The organism is Sphingomonas sediminicola (assembly GCF_049991885.1).
In the GTDB taxonomy this organism is placed as follows: Bacteria; Pseudomonadota; Alphaproteobacteria; order Sphingomonadales; family Sphingomonadaceae; genus Sphingomicrobium; species Sphingomicrobium sediminicola.
The window spans coordinates 974,487-1,000,180 of the sequence record NZ_CP178916.1 but is presented as its reverse complement, the minus strand read 5'-3'; the positions used below and the strand labels follow the sequence as shown (position 1 = coordinate 1,000,180).

The following is a 25,694-nucleotide window of genomic DNA, read 5'->3' as shown; positions in this document are numbered from 1 at the left end:
ACGTGGATACCCTGCGATTGAAGAAGTCGCCGGCTCCTTACCCCTGTCAGTCCGCCTTCGCCACCCCGGTACCGCTTGAGCCTCCAAAGCTCTGCTTCAACGTCAGGCCGAAGCTGAGGTGACGATTACGCTCGCGGACCTCGTCGATGACGTCCTCGGGCGCTGCGCGGTTCGGCAGGAACAGGCGCCGCGTGCGGTTCCCGCTGGTTTCGAATACATTGTCGACGTCGAACGTGATGGAGGTCTTGGCCGTCGGACGATATTCAATGAAAGCAGTTCCATACGGGCCGCCGTTGAAATTCGTATCGAACTCGTCGGTGCGGTAGAAGGTGAAGCGCTGATTGTCGTTCACGCTGAAGCCGTACGACCATTTGCCGGCATCGCGACGGACGTCGACGCGCCACTGCCAGGCCGGGAAGAAGCCGCTGAACTTGCGCATATCTCCAGAAATCGGATCCTCGACCCGCGTACGCTGGATCGTGCCTGTGAACTTGGCGCGAAGTCCGCTCCATAATTGTCCAAGCGGTGCATCGACCGTGAGCTCGGCGAAGCTGCGGTTGCCGGCGCCGATATTGCCTGGAGCATCGAAGCCGTTCCCTTCGTCGTCGAAGATCAGAATCCGGTCCTGGAGCATGCTGATGCGGTCATGACCGAGGTCCAGCTTGATCAGGCCGTCGCCGAGGAATGGGTGTTCAGCGGTCAGGCGGAATTCCCAGGTGCGCTGCGGCTCCAGGTTCTCGTTGCCGGCGTTGACGCGATCGGTCGAGAGCTCGGCCACGCTGATGAAGTCGTAGAAATCGAGCTGGGCAACCGTGCGGCGCACCGACAGACGACCGTGCCACCCCCCGCCGGGCTGCCAGTCGAGCGATAAATTCGGTTTTAGGAACTTGAGCGTCCGGTCGGCGCGAGTGTCGCCACGGACTTTCAGGTTCGAGAATTCGTAATTCAGCCCGCCGTCGATCCGGAGCTTGTCCGACAGGTTCCTGCCAATGCTGAAATAGACCTCGCCTCGCCTCTCCTTCACGGTGGCGTCGTCGAGCGGCAGGTCGATGCGGTTCCTGTTGCCGTCCTCGTCGAAGGCGAAAAGCTCGACGGTGCTGTCGAGCGTATTGAGTGCGGCCTCGGCACCGATTTCCACGGAAAAGCCGGCGAGGTTCGAGCGCGTCCAGCTCAGCCGACCGATCGTCTCGTTGCGCTTTGCCTCGATATTCTGGTCGAAGCCGCCGACAACCGAGCCACCGTCCTCGATCAGGCCATCGCGGAGCAGATAGGTTTCTGTGTCGTCGCGCTTCCTGCGCGTGGCCAGGCCGACAAGCTTGATGGCGCCGCCTGCCAGCGGTCGCGTGACGTCACCGCCGATCTCGATCAGCGGATTTCGGAAGTGCTGGTCTAGATTGTCGTTGCGCTGGCCGTCAGCGGTCGTGACGCGATTGTCCTGGTGCAGGTCGAAACGGCTGGGCTGATACCGGACGTTGAACCGGTAGGCGCTGTCCGATGCGCGCTCGAGGGCCCAGCTCCCCGAAACATAAGGATCTCGATTGAAATAACTGTTGTGCTTGCGCCGGAACTCGACCTGCTCCCCGGTTTCCACGTCGGTGAGTGTGTCGGTTCCCTCTTCAATCTGCCGATTGCGGCCCGTTCCGGCCGACAGATTGAAGGTGGAGGCTCCCTTGCGGATGACGGCCGAGCCCGAAATGTCCGTATTGATGTAGCCGTTGTACCGTCGGGTACCGGCGGCAGTGACATTTCCGTCAATTCCGGACGCGGCGGAGAGAATGACGTTGAGAACCTGGCTCTTGCCCGAATAGTCGGAGCCATAGAGATCGCCAGGGCCAACTTCGACACGGATAACGCGCTGGGCCGGGATACGGGCGAGGGTGACTTCGAGCGTTTCCGCCTTGGACGTCGGGCGCGCACCGTTGAAGACAACATTGCCCGCCGTTCCCGCAAAGCCGCGGACGTCGACCTGGCCCAGGTCCGTCTGGGTTGCTCCTAGATCCAGCTGGAAACCGGGCACGCGTCGGGCGATGTCGAGGGCGGTGCGGGGCGCGTATTGAGCGAAATAGGCCGCGTCATAGGACGTCGTTCGCTTTCCGGTGCCATTCTGGGCGACCGCAGCGGTCGATTGCGAATCACTGGGGCTCGGGGTTTGGGCGAGCGCCGCAGGGGAGCTCACCAAGGCCGTTACGGCGATACTTCCGAGCAAATAGGCCCGCACCATCCAGATCCCCCATGTTTCGATGGAGGAGCGGCTAGGGCACGGCTTTTCAGGGAGCGACGATGGTTCGATCAATCGACAAACGGATCGACCAGAGCCGTTGGTAGAAGCATCGGCGGCTAGACGGAGGGACAAGGGGAGCCGTCGCGAAATGCATCAGGTGAATTCCCGCATTTCGAGAAATGCACGAAGTGAATTACACTCGGCGCAACGGGGGAGAGTCCATGTCGCTGGCCGATAAGGTTGCGAATCTTCGTGCGATCGTCGGCAGCGGAGAGCAGGCACACAGCATTCTGGAGCTTCCCCGATTCACTCGGCCGGATGTGGCTGCCATCACGGGTGTTGCCGATCACCAGCTTCACAACTGGGTCTCAAGGAAGTGGCTAACGCTTTCGGGCGAGCAGAACCCGGGGAAGGGCCGTAGGAGGCATTTCACGGGTGGCGACATTCTCACGATTGCATTCGGGCTTGAGCTTCAGCCCTTCGGGATGATGCAGGTGGCGGACTTGCTCTCGCGGACCCAGCAGATGCCAAAGCGAGCATACCGGATGCTCATCGACCCTGCCTTCACCTGTGGTCGAGCAGTCGCCGTGGTTCCGTCGCCGGAGGGGGAGGGTTGGCTCTATGTCCCCTACGGTCCCGGCACGGCAAGGTTGGGCCACGACTTCAGAGCGGCGGTGATCGTCGATGTCGATCGCCTAATCCTCGAAACTCTCGAGCGCATGGTTGCGGTCGCCAATGGTGGAAAGGCTTTCACACCTGACGGCGAAGAGGGAATGAACGTCCAGCGCTGGAGCGGCGAGATTATCGACGAGGACTTTGGCGACGATTATCTAATCGTCTCAACAATACCGACCAAGTACTAGAAAATAAGCTTTAAAGTCGCTGGCGGATGGGGTGGGATTCGAACCCACGGTGGGCTTGCACCCACGGCGGTTTTCAAGACCGCTGCCTTAAACCACTCGGCCACCCATCCTTCGTTCAGCTTTTCCCGCTATCGCGTGTCGGGATGGGACGTGCAAGGCGCGCGGCGAACACGGCTGGCCTAAAACAGCGTTTAGCCCGTAGCGTCACGCGGTGGAGGGAGTGTCGAATTGCGGTTGATTGGTGCCTGGATTCTGGCGGCTGGAGCGGTGCTGGCCTCGTGGCCTGCGCGTGCTCAGTCCGACCCGCTGGGGCCTCTTCCTCAGCCTGCGCAGTCATCTGCCGTGCTCCAGCCGGTCTCCATGCAGCCGGTTCAAACATACGTCACGCGACCCACTTACGCCGCACCGACCGGATTCGACGCCTACAAGCTGTACCTGGCGGGGCGGGCGCGTAGCGCAGGAATACGTGAGGCGACGATCCAGGCGAATGTCCTGGGCCTGGATTTGAACCGGCGAGCCATCCAGCTCGACCAGTCTCAGCCGGGCGGGCCGCCGAACAGCAGCTACATCCCGCCGTTCGCGCCCTATCAGCGCGACCATGTCACTCCGACCCTGATCCGGCGCGGGCAGGATCGCTACGCTTCGATCTACGGCAATCTCGCCCGGATTCAGGCGCGCTACGGCGTCGATCCGGGCATTCTCATGGCCATTTACGGTCACGAGACCAGCTATGGCGCGGTCACCGGCGGATTCGATCTGCTCGAAGCCTTGGCGAGCCTCGCTTACGAGGGACGTCGACGCCCAATGTTCGAGAGCGAGTTCATCGCCGCGCTTCGGCTTATCGACATGGGTGTTCCGCGATGGCGCCTGAAGGGCAGTTACGCCGGCGCGACGGGATATCCCCAATTCATGCCTTCGGTCGTCGTCCGGCTTCGTGCTGACGGCGACGGAGACGGTTATGCGGATATCTGGGGAAGTGAATCAGACGGTCTCGCGTCGATCGCCAATTATCTTCGCAATGCCGGGTGGAAGCCGGGCGTGCCTTGGGGCGTCGCGGCCCGGGTTTCGCCGACGTTGAACCGAGCAGCTATCCGGTCGACGCTTCGGGCCCCGCGCTGCGAGCGCGTGTATGCGCGGCACAGCCGATGGCTCACGGTTGGCCAATGGCGATCGATTGGAGTCGTGCCGTACGGTTCGTCGCTTTCCGACCAGGAGGTGGCCACCCTGCTGGAGCCGGACGGGCCGAACGGAACGGCCTATCTGCTGACCGGCAACTATCGCGCGATCCTCGATTACAACTGCTCGAATTTCTACGCTTTGTCCGTCGGTCTTCTAGCAAACGCGATAACCCGCCGCTGAACCCCCTCGCGCGAGTGGAATCGCGGCGATAGGAGGGTGTTCCAATAAGCCCAGCAGGACGAACCCCGAGTCGATGAAACGCGCAATACTATTCGCTTCAGCCGCCGCTCTCACACTTTCCACCGCTGCTCCGGCCAAGGCACCCCCGTTCGATACGCCAGCGAGGGTCGCCTATCTGATCGACCTTTCGTCCGGTGCGGTCCTGCTGTCCAAAAATGCCGACGTCCGAATGCCGCCGGCATCGATGGCGAAGATGATGACGACCAACGTCGCCTTCGAGCTCATCAAGAAGGGCGACCTTAAGACGGACAAAATGTGCACGGTCCGGCCCGAGACCTGGCAAAAGTGGCACGGTCCGCAGGCGGGCTCGACGATGTTCCTGAGCCCCAACGAGCAGGTGTCGGTCGATGAGCTGCTCAAGGGCATCATCACCTTGTCCGGCAATGACGCGTCGGTGGTGCTCGCTGAGTGCATTGCCGGCACCGAAGAGGCATTCACCAACATCATGAATGAGAATGCGAAGCGGCTGGGACTTACCAACAGCCACTTCGGCAACTCGAACGGCTGGCCGGATGAGGGTCGCACTTATGTCACTGCGCGCGACCTCGCGACCCTCGCTCGCGCCGAGATCGAGAACTATCCGGACCTCTACAAGAAATATTACAGCCTGACTGAGTATACCCACGGCCAGACGCTGGGGTCGGGCGCCGCGATCACTCAGGCCAACCGCAATCCGCTCTTGGGCAAGGTCCCGGGTGCCGACGGTCTGAAGACGGGCCATACCGAAGAGGCCGGCTACGGCTTCACCGGATCTGCCGAGCAGAACGGGCGCCGCCTGATCATGGTTGTCGCCGGGCTCGACAGTTACAACGGGCGGATTCAGGAGTCGGTGCGGCTGATGCAGTGGGGCTTCAACGCCTGGCAGTCGAAGCCGCTTTTCAAGTCTGGAACCAATATCGGCTCGGCGAAGGTTCAGATGGGAAGCAGCAGCGAAGTGCCGCTGATCGCACCGCGCGACCTTGCCTTGACCATTCCTGCAGGCATCCTTTCGAAGACCGGAGCGATGAAGATCCGCTATCAGGGGCCGGTAAAGGCGCCGATTGCCAAGGGGCAGCACATCGCTGACCTGGTTGTCGTGATGCCCGACGGCGAGCAGGTCATGCCGCTGGTCGCTGGTGAGGACGTCGGACAAGCGGGCTTCTTCGGACGCATCTGGATCGGGCTCAAGCAGCTGTTCGGGATGGCGTGAACCCGACCCCACGCTTCATCACGCTCGAAGGCGGTGAAGGGGTCGGCAAGTCGACCCAGCTGAAGGCTCTTCAAGCTGCGCTGGCCCAGCGCGGTGTCGACTGCGTCGTCACCCGCGAGCCGGGCGGAAGCGAGGGAGCCGAAGCCATTCGAGCGCTTTTGCTCTCGGGAGATGAGGCGCGCTGGTCGGCCGAATCGGAAGCGTTGCTCTTCGCAACGGCACGTGCCGACCATGTGGAGAAGACGATCCGCCCTGCGCTGAGCCAAAGGAAATGGGTGCTTAGTGACCGTTTCCTCGATTCCTCGCTTGCCTATCAGGGCGGTGCCGGCGGGCTCGGAATCGAGCGAGTGCGGGATCTTTATCGTTTCGCGTGCGGCGACTTCCTGCCGGATCGCACGCTGGTCCTGATTCTGGATGAGGGCGCGGAGCGTGCCCGTGCCCGCGACACCGACGGAGCCGACAGAATAGGCGGCCGCTCGGCCGAATATCACCATAAGGTCGAGACGGCCTTCCGGATCATCGCCGCGGAAGAGCCTGAGCGCGTTCGGTTGATCGACGCATCCGGCACTCCAGAGCAAGTTACGCAGCGTTTGCTCGACGGCCTGAAGGATCTTCTGTCGTGATCGTCGGCCAGGATCGCGCCGTAGGACAGTTCTCGGACGCGTGGAAGCGCGGCGCGCTGCACCATGCGTGGCTGCTCGCAGGGCCCAAGGGGGTAGGGAAAGCGACTTTCGCTCGCGAAGCGGCGACGCGAGTTCTCGCGGACGCCGCAGGGCCGCAAGTCGATGCTCCCGGGCTGGAAACGCCTGAAGATCATCGCATCGCAAAGCTGGTGGAAGCAGGCAGCCATCCGGACCTGCGCTGGCTCGAGCGATTGGTGAACGACAAGACGAACAACCTCGCCCGCAATATTACGGTCGACCAGGTGCGGTCGCTCGCTGACCTGTTCGACCTCACGCCGGCACTGTCGCCTTGGCGCGTCGTGGTGATCGACTCCATCGACGACCTCGAAAAGTCTGCTGCGAATGCGCTCCTGAAGATGCTTGAGGAGCCGCCCGCGAACACGATATTCTTTCTCGTCAGCCATTCACCGGGTCGGCTCCTGCCGACCGTTCGCTCGCGCTGCAGGAGGCTGGATTTTCAGTCGCTCGATGACGACGCCATGACGTCAATTCTCGCCAAGGCATTGCCGGAACAAAAGGATTTCGAGCGGGCGCGAGTCATTGCGGCAGCGGACGGATCGGCGGGAAGGGCCATTGCCTTGGCCGGGCTCGACCTCGTCAGTCTCGAAGACAAGGCAATCAAGATCCTGCGGCAGGGCGATCCGACCAACGGCCGCCGATCGGATCTGGCTCTTGAGCTTGGGAAACGCGGCGCCGGCGATCGCTATGCAGCCTTCCTGGAAATGCTGCCGTCCGTAATCGCAAGGGAGGCGCGATCGCTAACCGGCGCGCCTCGGCTGCGGGCAGTCGACGCTTATGCTCGCACGCGCGAATTGGTGGCGATTGCTCCCCGGCTGTCCCTCGATCCCGCGTCGACCGTGTTCCAGCTTGGCGGGATCCTGGCATCGGTTGCCGACCCGCTTCCTTGAAGCGCCCAACCGCCGCCGCTAGGGCGGTGAGGAATGTCCGAACCTTTCTACATCACCACCGCAATCAGCTACCCGAACGGCCCGCCGCATATCGGTCACGCCTATGAGGCGATTGCCGCCGACGTGATCGCGCGCTTCCAGCGTTCGCAGGGGCGCGACGTGCGCTTCCAAACCGGCACCGACGAACATGGGTTGAAAATGGCCCAGACTGCCCGTGCCGAGGGCATTGAGCCGCGCGCACTTGCGGACAGAATGTCACTCCTTTTCCGAGAGATGTGCGACACTCTTAACGTGTCGTACGATCGTTTCATTCGTACATCTCAGCCCGATCATTATCGCGCAAGCCAGGCGATCTGGAAGGCGATGGAGGAGAGGGGAGACCTCTATCTCGACCGCTATGAAGGTTGGTACTCGGTCCGCGACGAGGCCTATTACGAGGAAGACGAGCTCGTTCCCGGTGAGGACGGCGAAAAGCTGTCTCCGCAGGGAACGCCGGTCGAATGGACCGTCGAGGAGAGCTGGTTCTTCCGTCTGTCGAAATATCAGCAACCCCTGCTCGACCTTTACGCTGCAAAGCCGGAGTTCATTCGGCCCGATAGCCGCCGCAACGAGGTCGTCCGCTTCGTCGAGGGCGGCCTCAAGGATCTCAGTATCTCGCGCACCAGCTTCGACTGGGGCGTGCCGGTGCCTGGGAGCGACAACCATGTGATGTACGTCTGGCTCGATGCCCTGACGAATTACATCACCGGCCTCGGCTATCCCGACGAAACCGAGCTCTGGAAGCGGTATTGGCCCGCGGACGTCCACCTGATCGGCAAGGACGTCGTCCGGTTCCACGCGGTCTACTGGCCGGCGTTCCTGATGTCGGCTGGGATCGATCTGCCGAAGATGATCTACGGTCACGGCTTCCTGCTCAGCCGCGGCGAGAAGATGTCCAAGAGCGTAGGTAATGTCGTCGACCCGCTGGCGCTGGCCCAGGGCTTCGGCGTTGACCAGCTGCGCTACTTTCTGATGCGCGAGGTCACTTTCGGCCAGGACGGCAGCTATAGCGCGGAAGCGATCGTCAATCGCGTGAATGCGGAGTTGGCGAACAGCTTCGGCAATCTCGCGCAGCGCACCCTTTCGATGATCTTCAAGAATTTGGAGGGCATCATTCCGGCTGCTGGAGACGCCGCCGAAGACAAGGACCTGCTTCAAAAGGTGGATCAGGCCTGTGCCGAGTTGACGCAGCGCTTCGGCGATTACGCGTTCTCAGTGGGGCTAGAGGCGTGGATGGGCGCTGTGTTCGCCTGCAATGCCTATATCGACGCTCAGGCGCCGTGGGCGCTGCGCAAGACCGACCCGGAGCGCATGATGGCGGTTCTCGGCACGTTGGTCGTGGCTGTTCGGAAGCTGACTGAAGCGGTCGCGCCCGTCATTCCGGCCTCGGCGGAAAAGCTGCTGGCCCATATCGATAGCGGTAAAGCCGGCCAGCCGATCGCCCAGCCTCAGCCGCTGTTCCCGCGCCTCGAGCTTTCGGAGGACGAGGAGGCAGCCGCTTGAGACTCATCGATAGCCATTGTCACCTTAATTACGCGGGTCTCGCTGAGCGCCAGGACGAGGTACTCGCGAACGCTCGGGCGAACGGCGTGACGGGCTTCCTGAATATCTCCACGCGCCAGAGCGAGTGGGGCGATGTGCTTGGCGCTGCCGAGCGTAACTCGGACGTCTGGGCCACCGTCGGCGTTCATCCGCACGAGGCCGATGCGCATCCCGATCTCGGCGCCTCGGCGCTGGTCGAGGCTGCATCACATCCGCGTGTGATCGGCATCGGGGAATGTGGGCTCGACTATTTCTACGACAATTCTGAGAGAGATGCTCAGAAGGAGCGCTTCGAAGCCCACATTGACGCGTCCCGCCAGAGCGGCCTTCCGTTGGTCGTTCACACTCGAGACGCCGAGGAAGACACGGCGGAAATCCTCGCCCGCGCGGTGCGGGAAGGGGGCGTCAGCGGCGTTCTCCACTGCTTCACCGGTACGGCCGACCTTGCCCGCAAAGCCCTCGACCTTGGCTTCTACATCTCGCTGTCGGGCATCGTGACCTTCAAGAATGCGAAGGAATTGCAGGAAACGGCCAGCTGGCTTCCGTCCGATCGCATGCTGGTCGAGACAGACTCGCCATTCCTCGCTCCTGTCCCGCACCGCGGGCAAACGTGTGAGCCGGCCTTTGTGGCCGACACGGCCCGGTTCGTTGCTGAACTGCGTAGCGAACCGCCCGAAGCGCTGGCAGAGACGACGACTGCCAATTTCTTCCGGCTGTTCTCCCGGGCCTCTGCGTGAAGGTAAGAATTCTCGGCTGTGGAACGTCATTCGGTGTTCCGCGGATCGGGAATGACTGGGGCCAATGCGATCGAGCTGAGCCGCGCAATCGACGCCTACGCTCATCGATCCTTCTCGAGGGTGGGGGCAGCAGGCTCCTTGTCGACTGTGGGCCCGACATCCGCGAGCAACTGCTCCAGGCGCAGGTTGCGACGGTCGAGGGCGTGATCATCACCCACGATCATGCCGACCATTGCCATGGCATCGACGAATTGCGGGCAATCTCGCAGACCCTGGGCAAGCCGGTTCCATTCTATGGCCGAGCCGACGTGCTTGAGCGGCTCCGGAGACGGTTCGGTTACATCTTCAAGTCGGCGAGCTTCTATCGTGCGGTAGGCGAAGCGGTCGAAGTCGGTTCGGAATTGACCTTCGGCGGCGCACAGATACGCTTTGTCGACCAGCCGCACGGAGGAATCACGTCGCTTGGGTTGCGTATCGACATCGGCTCGCGGTCACTGGCTTATGCCATAGATTTCAATGAGCTGACCGATGACATGCGGACACTGTATGAAGGTGTGGACGTGTGGGTCAGCGACTGCCTCAGCCGGCGACCGCATCCAACGCATACCCACCTCGACGCTGTCCTTGGCTGGGCGGAGGAAATGAAGGTGGGGCAGCTCTACCTCTCGCACCTCAACAACAGCATGGACTACACAACGCTGGTCGATGAACTGCCGTCCTGGGCGGCACCGGCGCATGACGGACTGGAGATCGAACTCTGATGGAAGAGCGGGGGCCTTACATCATCTATTATGTGGTGGCGGCCGTGTTCGTCGCCAGTTCGCTCATCGGGATGCGCCAGCCCATCGGCAAAACTCTGAAGATAGCCCTGGCCTGGGTGGCAATCTTCGGGGTGGGATTCCTTCTCTTCTCGTTTCGAAGCGAATTCTCCGGCGTTGGCCAACGGTTGAAGGCCGAGGCCATGGGCACCCCCATCCTCGACGGCCGGCAGATCAGAATACCCATTGCCGATGACGGTCACTTCTGGGTCGCGGCCAAGCTGAACGGACGTGATGTGCGCTTCATGGTGGACAGTGGAGCTTCGGTAACGACCGTATCCAGGGAAACCGCTGTCGCGGCCGGAGTTCCAATCGGCAACGAGCATGTGATCGTGAACACTGCGAACGGACCGGCGCGTGCGACCAAGGCATATGCGGAACAGCTTCAGATCGGCTCCATCGAGAAGACCGACTTTCCGATTGATATCAATGAGAACGACGACACCAATCTACTCGGGATGAACTTCCTGTCGTCGCTTCAAGGTTGGCGTGTCGAGGGTACTTACCTGGTGCTTCAGCCGTGATGACGAACAGCCTCATGCTGGGCGGCGTCTATCTGGTCATGGCGATCATGCTGGTGCTGGGGAGCCTTATGGCCCGGCGGGAGCCATTTGCCCGGAAACTGACCATGGTGCTCGCCTGGATTGCAATCTTTGCCGGCGGTTTCGTCGTCTTCACGTTTCGTGACGATCTTGGCTATGTCGGGCAAAGGCTTCGAGCCGAAGCGACAGGCGAGCCCGTCAAGCAAGGACGGGAAATTCGCATTCCGATGGCGCTGGACGGCCATTTCTGGGTCGACGGACTGGTCAATGGAAGAAAGGTGAAGTTCCTGATCGATAGCGGTGCGACCATGACGACGATCGGGCGGGAAACTGCGGCTGAGGTCGGAGTCCGGGCAAGCCCAACACGCAATCAGATCGTCCGGACCGGAAATGGATTCATTCGTGTGGCTACAGGTACGGCGCAAGAACTGGAAGTCGGCGACATTGAGCGCCGGGATCTCGCGCTGCACATTGCCGACGATGAGGACTTGAACGTCCTCGGAATGAATTTCCTGTCCTCTTTGCAGCGTTGGGGAGTGGAAGGGCGATGGCTGATCCTCGTCCCCTGATTACTCGGGAACTTTACATAATACATATTATCATACTTACGAGGTAGAAATGGAAATCGCCGTGGGGACGTCCTTTAGCCTCGATCGGCTCGTTTCAATCATGAAGCGGCTTCGCGACCCCTCGACCGGCTGCGAATGGGACAGCGTGCAGACATTCGCAACGATCGCGCCGTACACGATCGAAGAAGCCTATGAAGTTGCAGACGCAATTGCTCGCAATGATATGGGCGCGCTGGTCGACGAGCTCGGCGACCTCCAGCTCCAGGTCGTCTTCCATGCACAAATGGCTGAGGAAGCCGGCCATTTCGCGCTCGACGACGTCATCAACGGCATATGCGACAAGATGGAGCGCCGGCATCCGCACATCTTCGGCGACGCTGAGAACGGCGGCCATCACCTGTGGGAGATCATCAAGGCCGAAGAACGCTCGGCAAGCGAAGACAAGAGCGCCCTCGCGGGTGTTGCTCTGGCTCTCCCGGCGCTGGAACGAGCGGCAAAGCTCCAGCGACGCGCTGCGCGGACCGGTTTCGATTGGCCCGATGCGTCAGGGCCTCGTGCGAAGATCGATGAGGAACTGGAAGAGCTGGAGCTCGAAACCGAGCATCAGGGCATGCTTGAGGAGATGGGAGACCTCCTCTTCGCAGTCGTTAACCTCGCACGGAAGCTTAACATTGAGCCGGAAGCTGCTCTCCGTGAGGCCAATCGGAAGTTCGAGCGGCGCTTTCGGGCTATCGAGCAGGAACCCGGCTTTTCCGATATGACGCTGGGTGAAATGGAAGAGCTTTGGAGGCGCGCGAAGGCTGATCAGGCGGACTCGCTCGCCTGAAAACGCGCCCAATTCTCAGGCGAAAGTCGAACAGAAAGCTCGATCTCATCGCCGTCAACGCGTTGTTCGAGGACTTCTCCACGCGAGTGCAGCCAGGCGAGCCGGCTTCCTTCGCTGGAGCTCAGCCGGATCACATGGACCTGCGTGTCCTGCTGCAAGGCTTCGGCAATCCTTTCTCTAATGTGGTCGACGCCCCATCCGCTAAGCGCTGAAATTGGAACGACATCTGCTCGCCGCTCGGCTTCGGCCAAGAGCGCCCGCCGGTCGGTCTCGTCCAGGAGATCCACCTTGTTCCAGGCCTCTATCCGGGCCGGACCCTCCCCTTCCCCGATGCCAAGCGAAGACAGCACGTCTTCGACGTCCTCTGCCTGCGCTTCGTGGTCCGGGTGCGCCATGTCACGCACGTGGATTAGCAGGTCGGCCGACGCGACCTCTTCCAGCGTGGCCCTGAAGGCAGCGATCAGCTCGGTCGGAAGGTCGGAAACGAAGCCGACCGTGTCAGACAATATGGCCTTGTCGAAGCCCGGGATTTTCACGTTCCGCATCGTTGGATCGAGCGTCGCGAAGAGCATGTCTTCGGCAAGCACGCCGTCACCGGTCATCATGTTGAAAAGGGTGGATTTCCCGGCGTTCGTGTATCCAACAAGCGCAATGACGGGCCATGGTGCGCGCTGACGACGGCCGCGATGCAAAGCGCGGGTTCGCTTGACCTGCTCCAGCTCGCGCCGAATACGCGCCATGCGGTCGCGGATCAGCCGACGGTCGGCCTCGATCTGTGTTTCACCCGGGCCGCCGAGGAAACCGAAACCACCGCGCTGCCGCTCGAGGTGGGTCCACGTTCGCACTAGGCGGCCCGCCTGATAATCGAGATGGGCAAGTTCGACCTGAAGCCGTCCCTCCGCAGTGGCCGCCCTTTCCCCAAAGATTTCGAGGATGAGGCTCGTGCGATCGATCACCTTTGTACCGACCTGCTCTTCGAGTGATTTTTGCTGAACCGGCGACAGCGCCGCATCGACGATTAGAAGCTTTGCGTCGCTTTCACTGGCAAGTTCCGCGATTTCCTCCACCTGCCCCTTGCCGAGCAAAGTTGCCGGACGAACTTGCCGGAGGCGAAACGCCTTGCGAGCGACCACGTCGACGCCAATCGCACCGGCCAGCCCTTCCGCTTCGTCCAGCCGCGCTTCCGTTGAGCGGCGGGATCCCTCGCCAACGCGCTCCGGCACGACGACGACCGCTCGTTCGCCGCGGGCAACATCGTTGACGGGGTCGTAGAAGGTCACGCGTTCGGCTCTTCCGTCGCGCCCTGATCGCCAAGATCCAGCGCGTGCGGCGGTTGCAGGGTCGAAACCGCGTGCTTGTATACCAACTGCAATTGTCCATCGCGTTCGAGCAACATGGAAAACTGGTCGAAACCGGCCACATGACCCTGCAGCATGACGCCATTGACGAGAAACAGGGTCATTGGCGCCTTCTCGCGGGCGGCGGCAGCAAGAAAGATGTCCTGCAGGCTCCCCCGGCCTCCTTGCGGCTCAAGAAACCCCTTCGGCAGGTCCGTCGGAGTGCGTTGCGGCATGATCGTCGAAATCGCGTGCTTGTAGACAAGCTGCGAAGACATGTCGCGCCGCAGAAGGATAGAAAAGGCATCAAACCAGGTGATTACGCCCTGAAGCTTCACACCTTTGACAAGAAAGACGACCGCCGGCGATTTGGATCGCCGGACGCTGTTCAAAAACTGATCCTGGAGGCTGAGGGGCTTGTCCGGCATTTGCGATCGCCCGAGCTCAATCCTCTCCGTCGCGCTTGTCTGCAATGCCCAGCGCCTTGAGTTTTCTGTGAAGCGCCGATCGCTCCATTCCGATGAACGATGCGGTGCGGGAGATGTTGCCGGAGAAGCGGCGGATTTGGATCTTAAGATATTCGCGTTCGAAAGACTCACGCGCTTCGCGAAGCGGGCTGCCCATGATCGTGAGCGTCGCGCTCGAAAGACCCGCCGCCCCCTGGTTGTCGAGCACCTCCGACGGCAGGAGATCGACGTCGATGCACGAAACGTCGCCAGGCGCCAGGATCACTGTCCGCTCGATGATGTTACGAAGCTGGCGGACGTTGCCCGGCCAGTCGTGGGCTTGCAGCGCCGCGATGGCCTCTTCGGAAAAGCTTGGCGGGGTAATGCGACGCTCCGCGGCGAAGCGGGTCAGGAAGTGGTTCGCAAGCTCGGGAATGTCTTCACGGCGTTCGCGCAGCGGGGGAATGCGAACGGGAACGACATTGAGCCGGTAATACAGATCCTCGCGGAAGCGGCCATCGGTGATCTCGTCGGCCAGGTTTCGCGAGGTCGCCGAGAGAACCCGGACGTCGACCTTGATCGGCCGCTGGCCTCCGATCCGGTGGTAACTCTGATCCGTCAGCACCCGCAGGATCTTGCCCTGCGTGGTGAGCGGCATATCGGCGATCTCGTCGAGGAACAGGGTCCCGCCATGAGCCTGCTCGAGAAGGCCAGGCCGCGCGACACCGTCCACCTCGCTGCCGAAAAGCTCCTCCTCGACCCTGTCCGGGCTCATCATCGCTGAAGACACCACGATAAAAGGCGCCTTCGCGCGCGGGCTCCACTGATGGATCATCCGCGCCGCAATCTCCTTCCCCACGCCTGCGGGGCCGGTGATGAGGACGCGGCTTCCAGTCGGGGCAACGCGCTTCAGCGTTGCCCTGACATTGTTGATTGCGACTGAAGTGCCATGAAGCTGGTCGTCCTGCCCCACCTGCTGGCGGAGATTTTCGTTTTCGCGCCGTAACCGGTCGGTTTCCGTAGCTCGCGCAACCAGATGGACGAGCCGCTCGGCCTCGAAGGGCTTCTCGATGAAGTCGATCGCTCCTTCACGAATGGCGGCGACGGCCGTGTCCAGATTGCCATGGCCGGAGATCATCAACACGGGCAGATTCGGGTCGCGGCGCTTTACCTCCTGAAGAATCTGCAGACCGTCCATGCGAGAACCCTGAAGCCAGACGTCGAGAAGCACGAGCGAAGGCCTGCGCTCTTCGATTGCGTCGAGCGCGGCGGAACTGTCGGCGGCAGAGCGCACCGAATAGCCCTCGTCTTCCAGCACCCCGCTTACCAGGTCCCGGATATCGGCCTCATCGTCGACTACGAGCACTTCAAGCGCCATCAATTACTCCATTATCGCTGTCCCCCTGTTGACCCCCTACAGGTGAGTTTTCCGCGGAAGAGTCCGCTGGTGCTTCCGATTCAAGCGTAGCAAGCTGCTCCGCATCGAAAGCAATTCGCACGTGCGTGCCACCGCCCGGTCGATCAAGGAAGGCAATCTCGCCGTGATGCTCCTCGACAATCTTCTTGACGATCGCGAGGCCCAGGCCGGTCCCGCGCACTCGGGTGGTCATGTACGGCTCAGTCAGTCGCTCGCGCTCTTCAGGTAGCCCCACTCCCGTATCTGTGAGGTCGAAAATCAGCTGCCCGCCGACCTTATGCAGCTTCAAATCGACGCGATCGCCGGCAAGGTTGTGTTCGCCCCTGCTCCGCCGAGCCTCGATCGCTTCGACCGCATTCTTCACGACATTGCTAAGCGCCTGGCCCAGCTGTCGGCGATCACAAACCATCTCGAAGTCGCCCTGCGGCGGCTGGAGCGCGAAACTGATTCCCGGATGGGCGACTTCGTGCAGGAACAGCGACTGACGCGCGATTTCATGCACATTTTCGCGCCGGAACACCGGCTTCGGCATTCGTGCGAAGTTCGAGAATTCGTCGACCATCCGCCGAAGATCGCCGACCTGCCTTACAATCGTTCCGGTCAGCCGCTCGAACGTCTCGCTGTCCGAGGCGATCTCCTTGCCGAAGCGCCGTTGCAGGCGCTCGGCGGCAAGCTGGATCGGGGTCAGCGGGTTCTTGATCTCGTGCGCGATGCGGCGGGCGATATCCGACCAGGCGGCGCGGCGCTGGTCCGAAAGCTGATCTGTGATATCGTCGAAGGTAATGACCGCACCCTGCTGATAACGCACACGCTTTACCGCCAGCGTGCGCTCGCCGGACTTGGACTCCACAAGCACATCGGCCTCACGCTGCTCACCCGCCATGAACTCGCCCAACTCCGGCGAAACATCGGCCAGCGGAACGCCTTCCAGCCCCTCCTGCTCATGTTGCAACAGGCTCTCGGCCGAACGATTGATCAGCAGAATTCGATTGTGTGCATCCAGGGCGACGACACCGGCGGTCACGCTGGAAAGCACGGCCTCGGTAAACGCCCGCCGAGCGTCGAGCTGAGCGTTCGCGGACATCAAGGCGCCCGTCTGCTCTTCCAAGCGCCCGGACATGCGGTTGAAAGCGCTGGCCAGCGTCTGGATCTCGTCCTCAGTCTTCGCGACCGGGACGCGCGTTGAGAAATCGCCCTCTTCAATGCGCCCTGCAGCAGTGACCAACTGACCCACCGGTCGAACGAGCCGGTCCGCGAGCTTCAGGGCCGCAGATATCGCCAGTCCCACGATGACCAAGGCGACGACCAGCAGAGCGCCGTTGAAACGAAGCTGGTTCGTTCGAGAACGAGCGAGAAGGGCCTGATAATCATCAAGCACTTCATTCGCTCGACCGACCTGAAGCGCGATCTCCGGGTCAACGTCGCGTGCGACATAGAGATAGCTGTTAGGCCCGTATGATAGGCGCGTGAGCACAGAAATTCGGTCGGGAGTGTCTGCATCGACCACCGTGTCTGGCGGCGTGCCCTTGAGTTTCCGGACGGCGCTATTGATCCGCTTCTCGTCGATCATCCCGTCGTAGCCATTTACGACAGCCAGCGACTGAACCTGCCCGTTTTGCCTGATTTCAAGAAGCGCCGCCTGGTTCAGCGAACGGAGATAGACTTGCTGAGCCAACGCTTGCTGAAAACGAGGGTCGTCGAGGGTGATCTGTTCCAGAATATCGCCGACGTTTCCGGACATCGCAGTCGCCTCAGCGCCCACTCGGCCCAGTTCATATCGATAAGTGGCATGTGCGACCTGGACCGTGTTCTCGAGCATCGACCGAGCCCGATCCGAGAACCAAAACTCCAAGCCACTTTGAAAAAGCAGTGAAGCGAAAATCGCCACAAATACGGTCGGAACGGCGGCGAGCACTGAGAATAGGGTCACCAGCCGGGCATGAAGCTTTCCGCTTCCCAGCCCCTCCCTCTTCGCGCGACGCCGAGCGACCCGGCGAGAGTAAAGGACCATCAGGGCGATAGCGGGGATGAGGTTTGCCACCAGCAGGAGCGCTATCAGGGGCGGTGAAAGCAGCGACCCCGGCACCGAGCTACGCGTCAAAGCCCAGACACTGAACGCCACCGTCACGACCAGGACGGCCGCAACACCCCAGGTCGCGTAACGGGTCACTCGGCCGTTCGCTCGATTGCGAGCGAGCCAAGCGGCGAAGTCAGACCTGGTCAGATTCGATTCGGATGCAGGCGCGTCCACGGGGGCGGCCTAGCACGGCAGTTGCACAAAAAACACAGCTACTGAAGCCTATTTGCCGCTTTTTCAGGCTGCGGCCCGGGACAACCAGGGCGAATAGAATTCCCGAAGCATTTCAATGACTACCCGCGGGTCGTCCTGCTGGTTGATCTTGTTTCGAAGCTCGGCCGACCCCGGAAGCCCCTTGGTATACCAGCCGATATGCTTGCGGGCGAGGTTCACTCCCGTGTGCGTGCCGTAGAGCGAGAGCATGTCTTCGTACTGCTCGAGCATGGTCGAAAGTTGCTCATCCAGCTCCGGATCGGGCTTGCCCCCTCCTCCGCCCAGCTCGGCCATCGCCTGGCCCAGCAGCCACGGCTTTCCGTAGGCGCCTCGGCCGATCATGACACCGTCGGCACCCGACTGACGAAGCGCCTCTCGCGCATCTTCGATCGAGCAAATGTCGCCGTTGACGATGACCGGGAGCGAAACGGCATCCTTCACGCTGCGGATGAACGCCCAGTCGGCGGTGCCCTTGTACAGCTGGCAACGCGTGCGTCCGTGGACGGTGATCAATTTGATGCCCAGGTCCTCGGCGATGCGGGCGAGCTCGGGCGCGTTAAGGCTCGAATGATCCCAACCCATGCGCATCTTCAGCGTGACAGGCACCTGCACGGCCTTCACCGTAGCTTCTATGAGCGCAGCAGCGAGCGGCAGGTCGCGCATCAAGGCCGAGCCGGCATCGCCGTTTACGACCTTCCTGACCGGACAGCCCATATTGATGTCGATGATCGCGGCACCGCGCTGCTCGTTCAGCCTCGCGGCCTCAGCCATGACGTCAGGCTCGCACCCCGCGAGCTGGACCGATACCGGCTCCTCCGCGGGGTCCCACAGAGCCTTTTGCAGCGACTGACGCGTCTCACGGATCATCGCCTGGCTGGCGATCATCTCGCTGACGGTCAGACCGGCGCCATAGCGCTTCACGACCTTCCGGAACGGGAGGTCGGTGACGCCAGTCATCGGCGCCAGAATCACTGGCGACGCGATCTGGACGGGGCCGATCGATATGGGCTTCAGCTCGGTCATGAGTTCGGCGCATTTAGGGGAACGGCCCTTGGCGGACAAGGCAAGCCGCCGTAAGGCGCCCGCCGCATGACCGTTACCGCTCTCATCGTGGCCGCCGGCAAGGGCGAGCGCCTTGGCGGAGACGTGCCGAAACAGTTCCGTCCGATCGGCGGAAAGCCTGTGCTGCGCTGGGCAGTCGAGGCGATGGTTCGCCACCCTTTGATCAACCAGGTTCGCGTGGTGATCGGAGCAGGCCAGCGCGATCTTGCCGAGGCGGCGCTTAGCGGCCTGCCGGTTGGCGAACTAATTGAGGGTGGCGTGGAACGGTCGGACAGCGTTCTCAACGGCCTCATGGCGATCGCCGAAGGTACGGTGCTCGTCCACGATGCGGCTCGGCCCTTTTGTCCAACTGACGTCATCGACCGCCTGCTTGGCGCCCTGGAAGGCTGCGACGGGGCGGTTCCGGTTGTTGCAGTGGCCGACACGCTCGGGAAGGGCTCCGGTGGCGTCCTCGATGAGCCAGTCGATCGCAAACAACTCTTTCGCGTGCAGACCCCGCAGGCATTTCATGTGGAAGACTTGATCTACGCCTATGAGGAAGCGGGTCGTAATTCCGCAACCGATGAATCTACGGTGATGCTGGCGGCTGGATTGAAGGTGGCGACGGTGGAAGGCGATCCAATGCTTGAGAAGCTGACCACACCGGCGGATTGGTCCCGTGCCGAAGCGATCCTGTCATCGCGTTTCGTTTCAAGGACCGGCCTGGGTTTCGACGTCCACGCCTTCGAAGGTGAAGGACCAATCATGCTCGGCGGAATCGCCATCCCGCACGGACGCGGCCTCGCCGGGCATAGTGATGCCGACGTCGCCTTGCACGCGATCACCGACGCCCTTTTCGGCTGCGCAGGGCTTGGAGACATTGGCCAGCACTTTCCGCCCTCCGACCCCCAATGGAAAGGCGCATCGTCGGACCTGTTCCTTAAGCACGCTGCTGGCATGATCCGCGAGCGCGGTGGCATCATCGATCATGTTGACGTTACGATCATCGCCGAGGAGCCGAAAGTCGGCCCACATCGTTCTGCGATCAGAACGAGGGTCGCGGAGATCCTGGAGCTTGGTGAGAATCAGGTGAGCATCAAGGCGACGACGACCGAGGGCATGGGCTTCACTGGCCGCCGCGAAGGCATTGCGGCACAGGCCGTTGCCAGCATACGGATGATGCGCAATGCCTGACGCCCTGCTCCCCAAAGAACTTGTCGAAAAAGCGCAGCAGGTGGTCGACGCCAATCGCGCCGCCGGGAAGCGCATTGCCGTGGCAGAAAGCTGCACGGGCGGTTTGGTGAGCGCCGCCATCACCGAGATCGCGGGTTCATCAGACGTATTCGAGGCTGGCTACGTCACCTATTCGAACGCCGCCAAAATCGCCGACCTTCACGTCAGCCAGGAAGTCGTCGAGACGTTCGGCGCTGTCAGCATTGCGACCGCCTGGGCAATGGCTCGAGGTGCGCTCCAAGCCTCGGAGGCGGATACTGCGGTTGCTATCACTGGCGTTGCCGGCCCCGGCGGCGGCTCGCCGAGCAAGCCGGTAGGCACTGTCGTCTTCGCCAAGGCGGAGCGCGGAAAGGACCCGTCTCAGATCGTCGCGGACCAGAAGTTCTTCGACGAGCCAAACCGGGCCGGCGTCCGATTTCAGGCTGCGCTTTGCGCGCTCGAATTGTTGATGCCGTAAAGGACGGCAGCGCGCTCCTCGAAGGCACGCGTCATCCGCCGAAGAGCCCTGTCGAACATCTGACCCGCAAGCGCTTCGAAGATGCGTGACCGAAAGGCGAAATCCACCGAAAAGCAGAGGTTCGTGCCGCCGTCGTCCGCAGGCTCGAATTTCCACTCGTTGTGAAGATACTTGAGCGGGCCTTCGACATAATCGACGCAAATTCGGCCGGGCCGCTCCTTAACCACGCGGCTGGTGAAGCGCTCCTTGAAGGCATTGAAGCCCACGACGAGGTCGGCGACTGTTTCCCTTGGGCTCGATGAGCGCACGCGAACAGCGACGACCCAGGGCAGAAATTCGTCATACCGGGCAACGTCCGCAACGAGTTCGAACAACTGCTCGGGTGAGTATGGAAGATGCTTCGTCTCGCTGTGACGCGGCATCAGCCGTTCGCCCGCTCCAGTTGCGCGTTACGGTTCGCCTGCATCTTCTTGAAGTCGTCGCCGGCGTGATAGCTCGACCGCGTCAGCGGCGATGCTGCGACGAGCAGGAAACCCTTTGCACGAGCGATCGCCGCATAGGCGTCGAAAGCCTGAGGAGGGACGAATTCCTCCACTTTCGCATGCCTCGGAGTAGGCTGCAGGTATTGGCCCATGGTCAGAAAATCGACGCCGGCGGAGCGCATATCGTCCATGACCTGGTGCACCTCAAGGCGTTGCTCGCCTAGGCCGACCATCACGCCCGATTTGGTGAAGATATGCGGCGCCTTCCGTTTGACGCTCTCCAAGAGCCGCAGCGACGCATAATATCGAGCACCCGGGCGGATCGTCGGATAGAGCCTCGGTACCGTCTCCAGATTGTGATTGTAAACGTCCGGACCGGCTTCGACGATCGCATCGACCGCGGCTTCGCTCTTGTTCCGGAAGTCGGGCGTCAGGATCTCGATGGTCGTGTTCGGCGTCTGTTTGCGAAGAGCTTCGATCACCTTCACGAACTGCGACGCGCCGCCGTCCGGCAAATCGTCGCGGTCGACCGAGGTCACGACAATATGCTCCAAACCAAGCTCGGCGGCCGCGATCGCCACATGCTCAGGCTCAAGCGGATCGACCGCGCGCGGCATCCCCGTCTTCACGTTGCAGAAGGCGCAGGCTCGCGTGCAAGTGTCGCCAAGGATCATCACGGTCGCGTGTTTCTTGGTCCAGCATTCGCCGATGTTCGGGCAAGCGGCTTCTTCACAAACCGTCGCTAGTCCAAGGTCGCGCATCAATCGGCGCGTCGAATGATACCCTGGGCTGGTCGGCGCCTTTACCCGGATCCAGTCCGGCTTGCGTTGACGAATTACCTGTGCGGGCTCGGTCATGCGGGCCAGATAGCGACTGGCTGAGCCGCTTGCCACCCCTGCCCTCGTGACGCTAGCGGGCACGTATGACGCGCTTCACCGACATGGTCGACGGATATCGACGCTTCCGCACGAACGAATGGCAAGACGAACGGGAACGCTGGAACGAATTAGCCGACGGTCAGAGCCCGAAGGTGATGGTCATCGCCTGTTCCGACAGTCGCGTCGAGCCTGCGATCATTTTCGACGCACGGCCCGGCGAAATGTTTGTGGTGCGCAACATCGCCGCTCTCGCCCCACCATATGAGACGACGCCCGGCCACCACGGCGTTTCGGCGGCGTTGGAATTTGCGGTGACCCAGCTGGAAGTGGAAGAGATCGTCGTCATGGGCCACGGTTCATGCGGAGGTTGTGCCGCGGCTTTGACCGGCCAGTTCGACGAGGCCGAACACGGCGCTGGCCGATTCATCGCCAATTGGGTGAGGATGCTGGATGGGGCCCGGGATGCCGTGACGGCCGAGCACTCTCATCTCGACCCTAAGGCGTTTCTAGAGATGGAGCTGAGGGCGGTTCAGGTGTCCCTCGCCAACCTTCGTACGTTCCCATGGATCGCGGAACGCGAAACAGCCGCGAAGCTCGCGCTTCACGGCTGTCACTTCTCCATCAACGATGGAAAACTTTACGTGCTTGACGAGGCGGAAGGTGTTTTCCGCCCCGCCTGACACGTTCGCCTAGCAGCGAGTGTTGTAGTCGTAGACCGGACGACCGTACTGGTCGACGTAGTAGCAGTAGCCGCGGGTATCGCGGTAATACTGACGGCCATTGACGACAGCGCCGAGAACACCGCCGAGGACAGCGCCAGCGACAGCACCTTCGACCGTGCTCACGCCCGGAACGACAGCGCCCAGGACGCCGCCGGCAACCGCGCCGGCTGCGGCGCCGGTTGCGGCACGGCGAGCCTGATCGTTGCTCTGGCCGTTGTAGTACGGGTCATTGTATCCGTACGGATTGGTAGCGCACGCACTCACAGCGAAACTCGCGGCAAGGGCGGCAGTTATTGCAAACTTCTTCATCGACTGATCCTCCAAGCCCGTTACTCTCCCAATGCGGGTTCAGTGCTCGAACAGGCGTTTCGTTCCCGCATCGATCTATTACGGTACGGTAACATGAATGGATTCCGAACATGAATGACAGGCTCGAAGAGCGCGAAGACAACATCGCTTTGCTCATTGACGCTGACAATGCGAGCCCGGAGCACCTGGACGAGGTCTTGCTCGTCCTCGGCGAGCTAGGTGCGATAAACGTGCGCCGGGCCTACGGAAATTGGGCAAAGACCAGCCTCAAGGGCTGGGGCAATCTCACCGGCATCCATTCAATCGTCCCGATGCAGCAGTTCGACGTTGCCAAGGGTAAGAGCGCAACCGACATGCGCATGACCATCGATGCGATGGATCTCCTCTATCGCGGCCATGTCGACGGATTTGGGATCATGTCCAGCGACAGCGATTTTCTGCCGTTGGCCCAGCGTATTCGCGAGGAAGGCCTTCCGGTCTACGGCTTCGGCACAGCGAAAACGCCATTGGGCTTCCGCCAGGCCTGCACCCGCTTCTTCGATGTCGCGGCGTTGCACTTGCCGCATGACGTTGAGGCCGCCGGAAAGTCAGCGGATGATTCAGCTGGCGTGGTCGACGACGAACTCATTGATCTGCTTGGACAAGCCTACAAAGCTTCGAAGCGCGACGACGACGGCTATGCCTCCCTGTCGGAGCTCGGACAGCGAGCAACCGCGGTCTCGAGCTTCGCGGCGCGCAACTACGGGTTCACGCGCTTGTCGGACCTCATTCGTTCGGTCCCGAATTTCGACGTGCGAACTGCTACCGACGGCAGCTTATTAGTGAAGAGGCTCCGCTAGATTCGGACTGTTGCCTGACTGACACAGGATTCCGAAAGCTGCGTTTCCCACAAGCAACTTAGGAACATAATTTCCGAGCGAAGGTTGTCCCTCGCCGAAGAGGGACGTGGGCTAGACCGGGATTTTGAATGCTGGAAACGAGCCAACCAGAGGCTTTGCTCAACAGCGCGCTTGCCGCTGTAGAAGACGGCGACGGATACCGCGCTGAGCTCGATAAGATCCGGATTCCAATCTACACCACAGATGCGGACGGCTGGGTCACCTACTGGAACCAGGCGTGCGTCGATTTCGCGGGCCGCGAACCTCAACTCGGGGAAGATCGATGGTGCGTAACCTGGCGACTTTTCACGCAGGAAGGCGAATCCCTACCCCACGATGAGTGCCCCATGGCGACGGCAATCAGGGAAAGACGGTCGGTAAGGTCCGAGATCGCGATTGCCCTGCGCCCGAACGGAAGCCGGGTGGCCTTCCGCCCATACCCCACACCTCTATTCGACAAAGCAGGTGATCTCCAGGGTGCAATCAATATGCTGATCGATATCAGCGAAGAGCAGGCCGAAACGCTCAAGGAGCAGGCCGCTCGTTGTAGGCGGCTCGCCAACTCGACCGAAGATCTGTCCGCGCGTGAGATCCTGCGCTCAATGGCCGCGGGCTATGACCGGTCTGCCCAATCTCTCCAGCACAGCTAGAGAATCTCGAGGACCAGCTCGACTTCGTCTCCAGCGGCAATTCCGGCGCGGCGACGGACGTCCGCTTTCACGGGCAGGATGTAGCCTCCGCTCTTCTGCGGAAAAACGGACGTGCGCCACGTCACGTCACCAACCGTCGCTTCGACACGGACTGATCCGAACCCGCCCCGCCGAGCGAAGCTCTCGGCACGGATTTCGCCGGCCATTGCCTCCGGCACGGTCATGAAATGCCAGGTCGCGCTCTCACCGCTCCAGATCCAAAGGGTCGCGGTGAGCTTGATCATACTGCCGGCACCGCGGTCGGGCCCTCCCTCAATCGCCGGCGATGCTCGCGAAGCGCGGTGTAAATGCCGCTGCCGGCGATGAGGGCTGCCCCTAGGATCGTGTGAAGGCTCGGCACGTCGGAGAACAGCAGCCAGCCGTAGATCGTGGCCGCGACGATCTGGAGATAATCGAATGGCGATACGACGGACACGGGAGCGCGCAGCGATGACGTCATGAGCAGCTGGCCGACACCTCCGGCAAGACCGCCCGCAACCACCAGGGCCAAGGCGGTCAATCCGTGCAGCCGCCCGAAGAAAGGCATGAGAAGCCCGCCCACGACTATCCCCGCAATCGCGAACCAAAACACGATCGCCGCAACATTCTCGCTTCGCTGAAGATGCCGCAGGGTGGTCGTGACACCGGCCTGCCCAACTGCGCCGACCAGCGCGATCGCGATGCCGAGGATTGGCAGGCTCGAACCGCCCGGGCGCGCGACGATCAGCACTCCGATGAAGCCAAGCACCACGGCGCCCCAGCGATGCAGGCCGACATCCTCTCTCAGGATGAGAAACGAAAGGATGGTGGCAAAGATCGGCGCGGTGAAGTTGATCGCCGTGGCGTCAGCGAGCGGGAGCAGGATCAAGGCCTGGAAGGTCAGACCCATCGAGAGCAGCCCGAGGCAACTTCGCCAGACATGGGCCAAGGGCCGGTTCGGCTTCAACGATGTCAGGCTCTCGCGTTTCAGCACCCAGAACAGGACGACCGGCAAGCTGAAGAGCGAGCGATAAAAGACGAGCTCCGGCGCGTTGAGCCCTTCCATGGACGCCAGCTTGAGCAAGGCGCCCATGGTCGAGAAGCTCACCCCCGACCCGACCCTGCAGAGGATACCGCTAACGACATGATCGTGGTCATGCGCGGTCCCCCCAGGCATCGG

27 protein-coding genes and 1 tRNA gene are annotated in these 25,694 nt (G+C 61.7%); 16 read left to right on the top strand and 12 right to left on the bottom strand.

The window, feature by feature from the left end; translation table 11 throughout:
• Positions 1 to 46 precede the first annotated feature (46 nt).
• Complete coding sequence (locus ACMC5O_RS05250) at positions 47 to 2,221, bottom strand: TonB-dependent receptor plug domain-containing protein (protein WP_426693371.1); 2,175 nt, start codon at positions 2,219 to 2,221, stop codon at positions 47 to 49.
• A 221-nt stretch (positions 2,222 to 2,442) separates the two neighbouring features.
• On the opposite strand from ACMC5O_RS05250, the gene ACMC5O_RS05245 reads away from it, so the two are divergent.
• Positions 2,443 to 3,084: a hypothetical protein gene (locus ACMC5O_RS05245; protein ID WP_187709629.1), complete on the top strand. Its 642-nt coding sequence runs from the start codon at positions 2,443 to 2,445 to the stop codon at positions 3,082 to 3,084.
• Positions 3,085 to 3,104: 20 nt separating this feature from the next.
• Here the strand turns inward: ACMC5O_RS05245 and ACMC5O_RS05240 are convergent.
• A tRNA-Ser gene (locus ACMC5O_RS05240) sits at positions 3,105 to 3,194 on the bottom strand.
• Between the two features lie 118 nt (positions 3,195 to 3,312).
• On the opposite strand from ACMC5O_RS05240, the gene ACMC5O_RS05235 reads away from it, so the two are divergent.
• The 10 genes from ACMC5O_RS05235 (at position 3,313) to mazG (ending at position 12,356) form a co-directional block, all read left to right on the top strand.
• Positions 3,313 to 4,443, top strand: coding sequence for a lytic murein transglycosylase (locus tag ACMC5O_RS05235; RefSeq protein WP_426693370.1), 1,131 nt, complete (start codon positions 3,313 to 3,315; stop codon positions 4,441 to 4,443).
• Between the two features lie 73 nt (positions 4,444 to 4,516).
• Positions 4,517 to 5,692 carry a D-alanyl-D-alanine carboxypeptidase family protein gene (locus tag ACMC5O_RS05230; RefSeq protein WP_187709630.1) on the top strand — a complete coding sequence of 392 codons (1,176 nt, stop codon included), beginning with the start codon at positions 4,517 to 4,519 and terminating at the stop codon, positions 5,690 to 5,692.
• The gene (tmk, locus tag ACMC5O_RS05225; RefSeq protein WP_187709631.1) at positions 5,689 to 6,315 is read left to right on the top strand and encodes a dTMP kinase; all 627 of its coding nucleotides are present in this window, start codon (positions 5,689 to 5,691) and stop codon (positions 6,313 to 6,315) included. Before ACMC5O_RS05230 ends, tmk begins: the two co-directional genes overlap by 4 nt.
• On the top strand, positions 6,312 to 7,283 hold the full coding sequence (locus tag ACMC5O_RS05220; protein ID WP_187709632.1) for a DNA polymerase III subunit delta': 972 nt from the start codon (positions 6,312 to 6,314) through the stop codon (positions 7,281 to 7,283). The genes tmk and ACMC5O_RS05220 overlap by 4 nt, the downstream gene beginning before the upstream one ends.
• Positions 7,284 to 7,316: 33 nt before the next feature.
• Entirely contained in the window at positions 7,317 to 8,825 is a 1,509-nt protein-coding gene (metG, locus tag ACMC5O_RS05215; protein ID WP_187709633.1) for a methionine--tRNA ligase, read from the top strand.
• Entirely contained in the window at positions 8,822 to 9,601 is a 780-nt protein-coding gene (locus ACMC5O_RS05210) for a TatD family hydrolase (RefSeq protein WP_187709634.1), read from the top strand. The genes metG and ACMC5O_RS05210 overlap by 4 nt, the downstream gene beginning before the upstream one ends.
• A complete protein-coding gene (locus ACMC5O_RS05205) occupies positions 9,598 to 10,362 on the top strand; it encodes an MBL fold metallo-hydrolase (protein ID WP_426693369.1) in 765 nt (254 codons plus the stop codon). The genes ACMC5O_RS05210 and ACMC5O_RS05205 overlap by 4 nt, the downstream gene beginning before the upstream one ends.
• A complete protein-coding gene (locus ACMC5O_RS05200; protein WP_426693368.1) occupies positions 10,362 to 10,943 on the top strand; it encodes a retropepsin-like aspartic protease family protein in 582 nt (193 codons plus the stop codon). The genes ACMC5O_RS05205 and ACMC5O_RS05200 overlap by 1 nt, the downstream gene beginning before the upstream one ends.
• Positions 10,943 to 11,530, top strand: a complete 588-nt coding sequence (locus ACMC5O_RS05195) for a retropepsin-like aspartic protease family protein (RefSeq protein ID WP_187709636.1) — start codon at positions 10,943 to 10,945, stop codon at positions 11,528 to 11,530. The genes ACMC5O_RS05200 and ACMC5O_RS05195 overlap by 1 nt, the downstream gene beginning before the upstream one ends.
• A 49-nt stretch (positions 11,531 to 11,579) precedes the next feature.
• Positions 11,580 to 12,356, top strand: coding sequence for a nucleoside triphosphate pyrophosphohydrolase (gene mazG, locus ACMC5O_RS05190; RefSeq protein WP_187709637.1), 777 nt, complete (start codon positions 11,580 to 11,582; stop codon positions 12,354 to 12,356).
• Here the strand turns inward: mazG and hflX are convergent.
• The 5 genes from hflX to dusB form a co-directional block, all read right to left on the bottom strand.
• Entirely contained in the window at positions 12,335 to 13,636 is a 1,302-nt protein-coding gene (hflX, locus tag ACMC5O_RS05185) for a GTPase HflX (protein ID WP_187709638.1), read from the bottom strand. The genes mazG and hflX overlap by 22 nt on opposite strands.
• Complete coding sequence (hfq, locus tag ACMC5O_RS05180) at positions 13,633 to 14,121, bottom strand: RNA chaperone Hfq (protein ID WP_426693367.1); 489 nt, start codon at positions 14,119 to 14,121, stop codon at positions 13,633 to 13,635. The genes hflX and hfq overlap by 4 nt, the downstream gene beginning before the upstream one ends.
• A gap of 16 nt (positions 14,122 to 14,137) precedes the next feature.
• Positions 14,138 to 15,517, bottom strand: a complete 1,380-nt coding sequence (locus ACMC5O_RS05175) for a sigma-54-dependent transcriptional regulator (protein ID WP_426693366.1) — start codon at positions 15,515 to 15,517, stop codon at positions 14,138 to 14,140.
• Entirely contained in the window at positions 15,507 to 17,726 is a 2,220-nt protein-coding gene (locus ACMC5O_RS05170) for an ATP-binding protein (RefSeq protein WP_426693365.1), read from the bottom strand. The genes ACMC5O_RS05175 and ACMC5O_RS05170 overlap by 11 nt, the downstream gene beginning before the upstream one ends.
• Positions 17,727 to 17,870: 144 nt before the next feature.
• Entirely contained in the window at positions 17,871 to 18,869 is a 999-nt protein-coding gene (dusB, locus tag ACMC5O_RS05165; RefSeq protein WP_426693364.1) for a tRNA dihydrouridine synthase DusB, read from the bottom strand.
• A gap of 66 nt (positions 18,870 to 18,935) precedes the next feature.
• Between dusB and ACMC5O_RS05160 the strand changes: the two genes are divergently transcribed.
• Positions 18,936 to 20,081, top strand: a complete 1,146-nt coding sequence (locus ACMC5O_RS05160; protein WP_187709640.1) for a bifunctional 2-C-methyl-D-erythritol 4-phosphate cytidylyltransferase/2-C-methyl-D-erythritol 2,4-cyclodiphosphate synthase — start codon at positions 18,936 to 18,938, stop codon at positions 20,079 to 20,081.
• Positions 20,074 to 20,577 (top strand): CinA family protein, encoded by a 504-nt coding sequence (locus ACMC5O_RS05155; RefSeq protein WP_187709641.1) that lies wholly within the window; start codon positions 20,074 to 20,076, stop codon positions 20,575 to 20,577. The genes ACMC5O_RS05160 and ACMC5O_RS05155 overlap by 8 nt, the downstream gene beginning before the upstream one ends.
• On the opposite strand, the gene ACMC5O_RS05150 is transcribed toward ACMC5O_RS05155, so the two are convergent.
• Both ACMC5O_RS05150 and lipA read right to left on the bottom strand, forming a co-directional pair.
• Entirely contained in the window at positions 20,538 to 20,999 is a 462-nt protein-coding gene (locus tag ACMC5O_RS05150) for a type II toxin-antitoxin system RatA family toxin (protein ID WP_187709642.1), read from the bottom strand. The two genes, ACMC5O_RS05155 and ACMC5O_RS05150, sit on opposite strands and share 40 nt — an antisense overlap.
• Complete coding sequence (lipA, locus tag ACMC5O_RS05145) at positions 20,999 to 21,916, bottom strand: lipoyl synthase (RefSeq protein WP_187709643.1); 918 nt, start codon at positions 21,914 to 21,916, stop codon at positions 20,999 to 21,001. Before lipA ends, ACMC5O_RS05150 begins: the two co-directional genes overlap by 1 nt.
• A 65-nt stretch (positions 21,917 to 21,981) precedes the next feature.
• Between lipA and ACMC5O_RS05140 the strand changes: the two genes are divergently transcribed.
• Positions 21,982 to 22,617 carry a carbonic anhydrase gene (locus ACMC5O_RS05140; protein WP_187709644.1) on the top strand — a complete coding sequence of 212 codons (636 nt, stop codon included), beginning with the start codon at positions 21,982 to 21,984 and terminating at the stop codon, positions 22,615 to 22,617.
• A gap of 9 nt (positions 22,618 to 22,626) precedes the next feature.
• Here ACMC5O_RS05140 and ACMC5O_RS05135 read toward each other — a convergent pair whose 3' ends face one another.
• Entirely contained in the window at positions 22,627 to 22,968 is a 342-nt protein-coding gene (locus tag ACMC5O_RS05135; RefSeq protein WP_187709645.1) for a hypothetical protein, read from the bottom strand.
• A 110-nt stretch (positions 22,969 to 23,078) separates the two neighbouring features.
• Between ACMC5O_RS05135 and ACMC5O_RS05130 the strand changes: the two genes are divergently transcribed.
• The gene (locus ACMC5O_RS05130) at positions 23,079 to 23,807 is read left to right on the top strand and encodes an NYN domain-containing protein (RefSeq protein ID WP_187709646.1); all 729 of its coding nucleotides are present in this window, start codon (positions 23,079 to 23,081) and stop codon (positions 23,805 to 23,807) included.
• Positions 23,808 to 23,935: 128 nt separating this feature from the next.
• Positions 23,936 to 24,496, top strand: a complete 561-nt coding sequence (locus tag ACMC5O_RS05125; protein WP_187709647.1) for a PAS domain-containing protein — start codon at positions 23,936 to 23,938, stop codon at positions 24,494 to 24,496.
• On the opposite strand, the gene ACMC5O_RS05120 is transcribed toward ACMC5O_RS05125, so the two are convergent.
• Both ACMC5O_RS05120 and ACMC5O_RS05115 read right to left on the bottom strand, forming a co-directional pair.
• Entirely contained in the window at positions 24,493 to 24,780 is a 288-nt protein-coding gene (locus tag ACMC5O_RS05120; protein ID WP_187709648.1) for a DUF1905 domain-containing protein, read from the bottom strand. The two genes, ACMC5O_RS05125 and ACMC5O_RS05120, sit on opposite strands and share 4 nt — an antisense overlap.
• Positions 24,777 to 25,691: a DMT family transporter gene (locus tag ACMC5O_RS05115; protein WP_426693363.1), complete on the bottom strand. Its 915-nt coding sequence runs from the start codon at positions 25,689 to 25,691 to the stop codon at positions 24,777 to 24,779. Before ACMC5O_RS05115 ends, ACMC5O_RS05120 begins: the two co-directional genes overlap by 4 nt.
• Between the last annotated feature and the right edge of the window lie 3 nt (positions 25,692 to 25,694).